The sequence below is a fragment of the Secundilactobacillus folii genome (assembly GCF_009720675.1).
In the GTDB taxonomy this organism is placed as follows: domain Bacteria; phylum Bacillota; class Bacilli; order Lactobacillales; family Lactobacillaceae; genus Secundilactobacillus; species Secundilactobacillus folii.
Window position 1 is genome coordinate 40,842 of the sequence record NZ_WNJO01000014.1, and the last position, 10,025, is coordinate 50,866.

10 protein-coding genes and 1 other RNA gene are annotated in these 10,025 nt (G+C 42.2%); 3 read left to right on the forward strand and 8 right to left on the reverse strand.

All coding sequences use genetic code 11. The features are described 5' to 3' along the window. Window positions 1-4: 4 nt before the first annotated feature. From ssrS to GM612_RS10310, 3 genes are all read left to right on the forward strand, one after another. Window positions 5-193, forward strand: a non-coding RNA gene (gene ssrS / locus GM612_RS10300) — 6S RNA. Between the two features lie 87 nt (window positions 194-280). Continuing rightward, the gene (locus GM612_RS10305; RefSeq protein ID WP_343031888.1) at window positions 281-571 is read left to right on the forward strand and encodes a hypothetical protein; all 291 of its coding nucleotides are present in this window, start codon (window positions 281-283) and stop codon (window positions 569-571) included. Window positions 572-649: 78 nt separating this feature from the next. Then, entirely contained in the window at window positions 650-1,135 is a 486-nt protein-coding gene (locus GM612_RS10310; protein ID WP_155432281.1) for a universal stress protein, read from the forward strand. Window positions 1,136-1,533: 398 nt separating this feature from the next. Here GM612_RS10310 and GM612_RS10315 read toward each other — a convergent pair whose 3' ends face one another. The 8 genes from GM612_RS10315 to GM612_RS10350 all read right to left on the reverse strand — a co-directional run bounded on the left by GM612_RS10315 (window position 1,534) and on the right by GM612_RS10350 (window position 9,560). Next, window positions 1,534-2,106, reverse strand: a complete 573-nt coding sequence (locus GM612_RS10315; RefSeq protein WP_155432282.1) for a DNA-3-methyladenine glycosylase I — start codon at window positions 2,104-2,106, stop codon at window positions 1,534-1,536. A 35-nt stretch (window positions 2,107-2,141) separates the two neighbouring features. Next, on the reverse strand, window positions 2,142-3,701 hold the full coding sequence (locus GM612_RS10320) for a glycerophosphodiester phosphodiesterase family protein (protein WP_173021266.1): 1,560 nt from the start codon (window positions 3,699-3,701) through the stop codon (window positions 2,142-2,144). 118 nt (window positions 3,702-3,819) lie between these two features. After that, entirely contained in the window at window positions 3,820-4,803 is a 984-nt protein-coding gene (locus GM612_RS12640; protein WP_155432284.1) for a DUF2785 domain-containing protein, read from the reverse strand. Window positions 4,804-4,921: 118 nt separating this feature from the next. Then, entirely contained in the window at window positions 4,922-5,704 is a 783-nt protein-coding gene (locus tag GM612_RS10330) for a hypothetical protein (RefSeq protein WP_155432285.1), read from the reverse strand. Further along, entirely contained in the window at window positions 5,694-6,569 is an 876-nt protein-coding gene (locus GM612_RS10335; protein ID WP_155432286.1) for an ATP-binding cassette domain-containing protein, read from the reverse strand. The genes GM612_RS10330 and GM612_RS10335 overlap by 11 nt, the downstream gene beginning before the upstream one ends. Continuing rightward, window positions 6,556-6,936, reverse strand: coding sequence for a GntR family transcriptional regulator (locus GM612_RS10340; RefSeq protein ID WP_155432287.1), 381 nt, complete (start codon window positions 6,934-6,936; stop codon window positions 6,556-6,558). The genes GM612_RS10335 and GM612_RS10340 overlap by 14 nt, the downstream gene beginning before the upstream one ends. A gap of 40 nt (window positions 6,937-6,976) precedes the next feature. Next, the gene (locus GM612_RS10345; protein ID WP_155432288.1) at window positions 6,977-8,791 is read right to left on the reverse strand and encodes an FtsX-like permease family protein; all 1,815 of its coding nucleotides are present in this window, start codon (window positions 8,789-8,791) and stop codon (window positions 6,977-6,979) included. 13 nt (window positions 8,792-8,804) lie between these two features. After that, window positions 8,805-9,560 carry an ABC transporter ATP-binding protein gene (locus tag GM612_RS10350; protein ID WP_155432289.1) on the reverse strand — a complete coding sequence of 252 codons (756 nt, stop codon included), beginning with the start codon at window positions 9,558-9,560 and terminating at the stop codon, window positions 8,805-8,807. Between the last annotated feature and the right edge of the window lie 465 nt (window positions 9,561-10,025).

A 10,025-nucleotide genomic window follows, 5' to 3' on the forward strand; every position in this document is an offset into this window, starting at 1 on the left:
TATTTAAGTTCTAGGGTGTGCGCGTTGCCCACATACGTGTTTGCCGAACAATATTGTTACATTGGGACTTAGGTTAACTCGGTTGGATTGCAGGCCTTGTACACTTGGTAGCATGAATACCGATATACCTGTCCCACCTGCTTATCAGCGGGCCAAAACCTATCGGGCAATTAACGGCACTATTAGATCTTCAAAGTGGCAACACTTTGGGAGCTGACTTGCACCTTGTAAGTCAGCTCTTTATTTGTTGATTTAACGATCACCCACTGGAGGCTTTTCCGTGTTAATTAATATTTTGATGATCATCTTTATTTTATTAACCTTTTTTATCGGCTGGTATTTTCTTAGCCACACCAAGCGGCCATTTCTGGTTTTTCATCCCGAAAGTAACCGTAACCTTTCTGGCATTGTCCGTTTTGGTGGCTGGTCGTTGATTGTGATTGGCGTTGTGGCAGCAATTGCAACCATCATGCAAAATGACGTTTTCATTTCCATGACGTTGCTTGTTGGCGTCATTGATATCATCGCTGTCCAATTAATGCTGGTGCATTTCTTTCCGAAGATCAAATGAAAACGATTTACATTTCTCTTTTTATTTACGTCAAAATAACGTAGAATGGAGTTAACAAGTAGAGAGAGGTGAGTCATCATGTTACAACAATATAAGCATATCTTAGTTCCAGTTGATGGTTCTTACGAAGCCGAACTGGCCTTCGAAAAAGCCGTTGCAGTTGCTAAACGAAACGATTCCGATCTGCACCTTGTTCACGTTGTGGACACCCGCGCATTTCAAAATATTTCGAGCTTCGATACGACCATGGTCGAAGAAGTAACCGATACTGCCAAGAAGACCTTGGATAAGTATATTCAACAGGCCAAAGATGCTGGCATTAGCAGCGTTGACTACTCAATTGAATACGGTGCACCTAAGACCATTATCGCCCGTGACATGCCTAAGAAATTAGATATCGACTTGATTATGATTGGTGCCACTGGGCTAAACGCCGTGAAGCGTTTGCTGATTGGTTCAGTTACTGAATACGTCACTCGAACCGCAGTTTGCGACGTCTTGGTTGTTCGGACCGACTTGGAGAATAAGCCGGCTAAACATCCTGCAAAACACGTCGATGATTAATCGATAATTGAATAATTCTCAGCGGGGTTATCTTTATGACTCACTGCGATTTTGAAAACAACCGATAAAAGTTAATTTACCATGTTGAAATATGGTAACGCAATGCGAGGACGATAAAACTCGGGTAGGTCCCAGAAGTTAAGTAATAGCATCGTGGATTCCTGGGCTGGAATCTGCGGGGCTATTTTCTTATTTGACCAGGATCTGAGTTCTGAAGTAGGTTTAGGCTAAGTCACATTCTTGAGAGAATTGAAAATAAAAATCACTGGGGCCGTGAAGAAAGCCAGTCATACTTGACAATCGTCGTTTTGTTACAGCCTCATACTATTGAATAACTTTAATCAAACAAAAAGTGGCAAGCTCCCAATTTCGGAAGCTTGCCACTTTTTGAATCAGCATTACGATTCAGAGTCACTAATCTCGTCATGACGATAACAAGTCAATAAGTGGTCATTGACCATGCCAGACGCCTGCAACATTGAGTAGCAGGTTTTTTGCCCGATCCGTTTGAATCCCAAATGACGCAGGGTTTGTGATAGATCTGCAACGAACCACTCAAACGCCAATTGCTCATTAGCCTGTAAATGATGATCAAGTTGGACGCCGTTGACATGTTGCCACACTGTTTCACTTAAGCGCCAACCCAATTCATGAAGGCTGGTCAGCACTCTGGCATTTTCAACCACCGCATCAATTTTTTGATGATTACGAATAATCCGGTCATCATGATACAATTCCTGCAGTTTACTTGGTGGTAACTCGGCAATCTGTTCTGGATTAAAGTCCCAAAAAGCATGTTTCAGCGCCTGACGATACTTTAAAATCAACTGCCATGTTAAGCCAGCTTGAAAAATCTCTAACGACAAATTCTCAAATAGCTGACGTTCATCATGCACCGGAACACCCCACTCTAAGTCATGGTAAATCAATAATTGCGGACTTTTTTCAGCCCACGGACATCTACTAGTCACAATTATCACTCCTCATAGAGTTAACTACGAGAAATTCAGCAAAATTGATTGATTACATTTTCAACAATCGCCCAGTTAAATTTCCGCACTGGCTGACGATTGACTTGCTGCAGCTTTATCAGCTGATTGGTAATTTGACCATCAACACCCAACACCCGCATTATTTGCATATCCGAAACACGATCTGGTGTCCAAACAAAGACCGGTGCTCCAATGGAATGAGCCTGCCGAACCATCGTGTTATTTAAGCCAATGGCTTGTAGTGAATAAAAATCAGCTGGTAAATTTTTAATTGACATAATGTTCAACGGTACAACATAGCCAACAATCAAATTAGGCTTCAGCCGTTTTAATTTCAGAACTGCCTGATAACTCATCGTATGAACAAAGTCGTGCTGGGCAATCAATCGATCGCCATACTGGTTAGCAAACCGTTGCACAACATCCGCACTATCCTGTGGTGTAACCTTCAGTTCCACCATCAAGCGCTGATGCTTAGATTGAGCTACTGACATATAAGTCGATAATTCAACAAGTTTAGTCTTTTTGCCGTGGAATTTAACCTGGTGTCGTAAAATATCGTGGTAGTTTATTTCCTGTAAATCCACTTTTTTAGTCCCCGAAGAGTTCTTTACAGTCACATCTTGACCATGAGAAACTACAAAGTGACCATCCTTAGTTTCTTGAACATCAATTTCCACATAATTAGGATGATGTTTCACGGTTTGCTTAAAAGACGTTAATGAATTAGGCACGCCATTATTCCCAATCACGCCTCGATGAGCGACCGTAACGCTAGGAGAAGCAGCAACCCCAAAATGAAACGCCTGGAGGCCAAAAAGGACCACCAATAAGAAGACTAGGCCGGTCGGGAACCACGCCATGCTGTGTAACTCGATCTCATCAAAATCTGGTTGAAACGCTGGCTGTGCAACTGATTCCCAAATCATGGCAATCAAAAAAGCACTCAACATTAACAGCGAAAAAGCCACTAAAATCACTAAAATAGTTAAACTAGCACCATTACTAACGCCACTGGATAACTGGTCTCCAAGCTCTCGCAATCCCCAAATAACGACGTGATCGATAATAGCCATTGGCAGCCAAAATGCACATAAGGGGCGCAAAAACCACACCAGCCGATGCCAACCGTTAATTGGAACTAATTCCGGTTTCACGGTGACCCTTATACGGGCAAGAAGTTTTAAAAATAAATATAACAAACCACAGTATAAGATGGCCAGAATAACAACAACAATGCGCCGCTGAAGAACCACTAGATCAACGAACTTAAGTGGCAGCATGACTAGATTTAGCACCGGTGCGGTAAAACCGGCGTCCCCAAATGGTAACCACAAAATTGCCAGTAAAATAACGATTCCGAGCAGTGACAGCCACCGCTTAGAAAGGCGTTTCCAAGCCGTCATGACCAGTAGATCAGTTTGATTTAGAATTGATTTATTCGTTGTAAAGGCCGTTAGAATCAAATTAAGTTCTAGGATCAACCCGAACAAAAAAGCAATGATCAATACCGCTTTGACTAACACCAGGCCGGCATTTAGCATTAAAATATGCAGCGTCATTAAAATCGCCAATAAAAGTAGCCAGCCTAAATTGACCGCACGAACCCTTAACAATTGATAGCACGTTTGAAATAAACGTCGATAATAATTGATTGGTTTCACCCTTTCATTGAATGACAGTCGGCTATTTTTAACCTAAAAAATCAATCACCGAACTGAGATATTTCATGATTGGATCACTAAAATCGTGACGAATAATCATGGCTTCAATCAGCCGCCCGCGGTTATAAATTTGGTTCCAACCGGACTGGCTTTCTTGAGACTGAATGACAACTAATTGTTGTCGCCAGTGTTTTAACTGTTTTAAGAAATAATCCGCATAAAGCTTATTTTTATTGGTCAAGCGTGCCAGATAACCGGCCAGCCGTTGAGGTTCGCCAAAAATTAGTGCGCCAGTCAAAGCTTTATACCGCTCGATCATTAAAGCCATCAGATATAATTTATCCGCCCGCGTCAATAATGCGCGTTCAGATAATTCATCTAAAGCATTGCCAACGTGGGTAAAGGCATGGGCCCAGCCGTTGGTGTCAATGAACCCCCGAGTGTCAACCTCCAGAACCATATACAGTGCAACTTGATCCACGATCTGGTTAACGAGATCCTGACTTAAAAAGTCGTAACCAGCACGGTCAGCATACAGCATCACAGAAAGCAAAAGAACGGCAAACGACCGCTGATAAATGGCATCATTTTCCGGTTCTAAAACGTGAGCAAATAGCACTGTATCGCTGATCAGATAACGGACGACCAAGTTCATCTGCTGATCAGACAATAAATGCTGCTGAATCAAATCATTAAATAGGAAATAGATTCCCTTGTCCCTAATACTTGGATCTGGAGAACCAATATGGCGCACTAATTGCAAAACTTCTGAGTCGCTCAATGCGGTCAATGACTCACTTTTAAACTGGTCATTCAAACGTGTTAGTAAGGCGCGAATCCCGTCACTATCATCTGACAGATGCACGTCTGAAACCTGTGAATCACGTGTAACTGAAGCAATAATTTGCTCAAGCTTGGTACTGAGAGATTGAAATAGCTCTCCAGCATTGACTTGTTTGCGAATATCGTCCAATTGCGCACGTAACGCTTCGATTTGTTTATTAGCTTCCACTGTCTTCGCTCCGTTCTTTAACTATGCTATCTATTTTAGCACGTTTGCACGTCTGACGAAAACCGGTCCAGGTAGTCATAGTCAAAAGCGTCAAAAAACGGTATTTCCCTGGAATCGATCACCGTGGTACCCGCAGACGCAGTGTCAGGTAATAGGTGGTCACTAGCACAATAATGATGTACACACTTCCGGATATCATCGGTGCAAAAGCAATAAAGTGGCCCTGTGGTGTTGACATGTCGCTCATCCCAATAATGTACAGCAAAAACTGTGGTAGCCAAGTTGAGATCAATCGATTTTGCGTGTTTACCGACATCAGTACGGCTAGCAGAATAATCAGGAGGATTGGGGCGCCAACAATCAACATCATTTGAGCTCGGCGACTAAAGAGACCCAGAATAGTTCCCAGCAGCATACCAGTTACCATGATGCACACAATAAACAATAGCGTGATCACAATGACTGAAATTGTGTTTTCAACCTTAGAATTAAAGTACTTGCCGTATAAGGAGGAAAAGGCAAAAATTGCTGCGCGTCGATTAGAAATAAAGTGCGTGTAGAGCACACCATAAACAACGTTAATGAGTTCTCCAATCAACAAGATCGAACTTAACGCCAGCAGTTTGCTGTAGAAATAAGTCTTACGGCCGATACCATTTTGAATGAACAGCTTAAATCCATCATAAGTAATACCGCCGAAGGCAAATACAAACGAACCAACGACAATTGCTGGTAGAACTCTGGGTAAATAATCAGCCACGGAGAAGCCGTGTATTTGCCCCAAAATCAACGCAATTAAAAGTGGCAAAAAGACCACCAAAACAATTGCCCAAAGATAAGTCCAGCCAAAAAGCCGCAAGTAGTTTTTAAACTGATAAGAAAAAGCTGCTTTAGTTTTCAAAAGTTGCTACCTCCTGACTTGTTAGGTTCACAAATAACTTTTGTAAATCAATGTGACTAATCGACACTGTATCTGGAATGGGCCGGGATCCATTCAACTGTCCGTAGACATAATCAACTCGTAAGTTGCCCAACTGATCATGGCCAATCACATTGAGACCCGCTGTATAAGCCGTGACGTCTGCAGTTGGCCCGGTAATTGAATAGCCTTTATTCAGAACCTTTTCAGTGGTCTCATCAATCGTAATGTGATGCTCTTGAAGGACCAACACCCGTTCGACCATGTTGGCAATTTCTTCAATCAGATGAGTTGAGATCACAAACGTCCTTGGCCTTTTGGCGTAACTGTCCATTAAGGCACTGTAAAACAATTCCCGGTGATTAGCATCAAGGCCCAGTGTCGGCTCATCAAAGAAAACGTAGTCAACATCCACCGCTAAGCCAATAATCAATTTTAAGATCGACCGATACCCAGTGGACAATTTAGCGAATCTGGTACGAATATTTAGTCCGAACTGGCTTGATAATTGATGGACTAGATCCATATCCATTCGGCCATACAGTGCTGCAGTCGTTTGAAAAATATCACTGACTCGCATCCGTGACGGGTACAGATTGCGTTCACCCATCAAATAAATCCGGTTAAGCACCCGATCATTATTAACGTTGTTTTGGCCTTCAATCACAACTTCCCCTGAAGTTGCTGGGATACGGTCGGAAATGATATTAAATAAAGTGCTCTTACCGGCTCCGTTGCGCCCAAGAAGGCCGTAGATAGTTTGCGGTTCAATGGTGAGATTGATATCTGTCAACACCGCTTGCTGACCAAATGACTTGGACAAGTGCGCAATTTTAATCGAGTCCATTTTGTTCGTACCCCCTCTTGATCATTTCAATAATCGCAGTTTCCGGCAACGATAGTTTTTGAGCCTCACTGACGAGATTTAAAATGTAGTCTTTGTAAAATTCCTGTTGTCGTTTTTCACGAATTTTGCCATTTGCACCACTAGCTACAAACATTCCCAGTCCCCGGCGCTTTTCCAAAAAACCGGCAGACACTAAAATATTCATGCCTTTCAGTACGGTCGCTGGATTAATATGAAACTGTTTAGATATTTCTGTTGTGGACGGCACTTGCGCACCCTCCTCAAAACTATTTAAAAAAATGGCTTCTTCAATCTGTTCAGCGACTTGCAGATATAGCGGTTCAGTACTATCAAAGTTAAACTGCATGTTGCACCACCTGGTTCCTCATTTAGCTGTTCTAACTCTCCTATCGATCAATTTTAAGCTTTGGTATGACAATGTGCTCATAGAGCCAAACCGTAATCACGTAGTAAATCATATACAAGACAAAGAAGATTGTAAACGGCACCCAGAGTTGACCATATGGATCAAGCATCAAAGGCTTAAACATTTGGAGTCCAAATAAGACGTGCACAACACCCACAACACCAGGAAGCGCAAATAAAACGAGGATCTCCTTGCTGATTGAACGCCGCAAAGTTACTTGCTTAGTACCAATTTTATTTAACATCTCATATCTGATTCGATCACTTGCGGCGCCGCTAAGAATCTTAAACATCAAGCAACTGGCAAGCATGGCTAGAAAGGCGATTCCCAAAAAGAAGCCCATGAACTCCAGCCCACCAAATAAACCGTTACCGGCCACGTAAATGCCATAACTACCTGGAATGAGACTTGCTGTTTGACTCATGCCCAGACTACGTGTGATTCGCCTTAAAATGGGTAAGTCGTTCTTTAACGTTTTCACCCGAAAAAGCAGCAAATGGCTGAGCCGGTTTTGAGACTGCTCAAAAGTGGATTTTAACGCAATTCTGGGTCGTTTAGACTGTTGTTGACCAGGTTGCATCAACATTAGCTTTTCAATATGCGCTTGTAACTGCTGTGTCGTGAGTTTCCTATAAGTCGACGTTGTTAACCCACTTTTACGAAGATTCATCTTAGCGTTTTGACCAGTAACTTCAAAAGGTTTAGCAATAAATTGATCACGGCTGTAATAAACGTTGCGACGTCCTTCTTTTTGCTGATAAGTGACTTTAGTTGCCAAATGCAATTGGTTAATGAGTCGAAGCGTTTTTTGACTCGGATCCTTAATTGCCATGGTATAAGCGGTGTTAGAAGTTGCCATTGACAGTACCTGGCGTCGTAATCCTATTCCAACAGTAATTGCTCCTAAGGCGAGAGCTACCAAGATAGAGACCACTGAGAGAATTTTCGTGTAGTTTCGAATTCGAAATGTCAGCTGTGAAAGCGTGAAATTACCGAGACCGCGAGTTGCTAGAGCGGAGTGCTTTAACAATCTCATCAACCAGACGAAAACCGCGTTAAATAGAAAATACGTCCCGCCAATAACTGTTAGTAACGCAATGGGAATCGTACTCAGGCCAATTTTAGTAATTTGACTCATGCAATAATAGCCCATTGCCAATAAGATAGTACCGGAAACCACTTGAACAATTTGATAAGTCGGTTTTAAGGTTGGCCGATTTGGCTGCTGATCACCCTTTAATAACTTTAAAACTGGCGTCCTAGTTAAGGTCGATCGATTGATCAAACCAGCTATCAAAGATAGGCCAAGGTAAAGTAAAACGGTGACAATCATAGCGGGAAGATAAAAAGCACTAAAATGATGTAATTTTGTGCCAATCAACTGGCCGATTAAGAAACTGCCAATGGAGGCTGTTAATCCCCAGCCTACCAGTGCACCAAGAATACTGGCAAACGCGCCGATACAGGTAGTTTCAATCATGATCAGTTGACCGATTTTAGACTGCTTAGCTCCCAGCATCATGAGAAGACCGTAATCATGACGACGCATACTCATCAAAAAGGAATTGGCATAAAAAACATAAACTAACGTAATGATAGTCAGTAAAATTGAGCCAAATAAAAAGATGAAATTAGCGCCTGTAATTTGTTGGGCGTTGGCTTTCAGAAAAGATTGATTAGTTGCCAGTGATTCAAACATGTAAAAGATGGCACTGGAGATCATCAGCCCTAAAAAGAGGACGAGATAGTCTTTCAAACGCTTTTTAACACCGGCAAATGCAAGTTTATTTATCATGGTATCCCCCTTTTCAGTCAAACGTGCCTAGCAAGTTCAAAATAGCTTGGTAAAATGCTTTTCGTGACCGGCCACCCCGCTTTAACTCCTGGCTAATTTTACCGTCTTTTATAAAAAGGATTCGTTGACAGTAACTTGCAGAAAAAGGGTCGTGGGTTACCAATAAGACTGGCACTTGCTGGGCTACGTTCACCCTAGTCAGCATTTCCAGTAAATCCCGAGCACTTTTCGAATCAAGTGCACCGGTTGGCTCATCACCGAAAAGAAATGCTGGGTGAGAAATCAACGCCCGTGCTGCGGCAATTCGCTGTTTTTGACCACCAGATATTTCAGTGGGATACTTGTCCAAAATATCTTTAATTGCTAATTGTTGTGCCACTTGGGTGATGGCAGATCGAATCTTATCCCAACTCACGCTTTGCAAAGAAAGCGGCAAGGCTATATTTTCGTAGTTCGTTAAATTATCCAATAGGTTAAAGTCTTGAAAAATAAAGCCAACCTTATGAGCTCGAAAATCAGTCATTTGGTTGCCTTTCAGGTCAGCAATCGACTGGTGGTCTATTTCAACTCGCCCAGAAGTGGGTTGATCCAGAGTGGCTAATATATTTAACAAGGTCGTTTTGCCTGAACCAGAAGCACCCATGATGCCAACAAATTCGCCTTTAGCAACTTCAAAACTAATTCCTTTCAATGATTCATACTGTTTCTCCCCTGACTTGCCATACGTTTTGTGTAGGTCTTTAACTGAGACAATAGACGCTGTTTGCATGATGTTCCTCCAGGCTTTAAATTTAAGTTCGTTAATTGGTTAATTACTTATGTAACTAACTATATAAGTTGCTATTGTATTTGTCAATTTAATTTTTAACTACGTGATTGGTTTCCTGGGAAAAGTGAAAAAAGCCACACCAAAACAATCTCGGGAGAGAAATCGGTTTGATATGGTTTAATTCAGTTTTGATCTCGATTGAAATTTACCTTGGTTTAGTTTGTTAAGCTGCTTCTTAAAGGTGTTAGATTCAGTAAGTCAGTGTCCTAACTTCCAGTTTGCGAACTTGAGTAGGCGAACTTTATTCAATGTGGCGAAACGCGTTCGCCGCAACAGCGCCCGGCCATATAGACAAATAAGACGCTGGTCTACCTAACCCGCCGTGCTTTAATGCCACCGTGCCGAAACGCGTTCGCCAAAACAACGCCCGGCCATATAAGCAAATAAGACGCAGAACCCAGGATC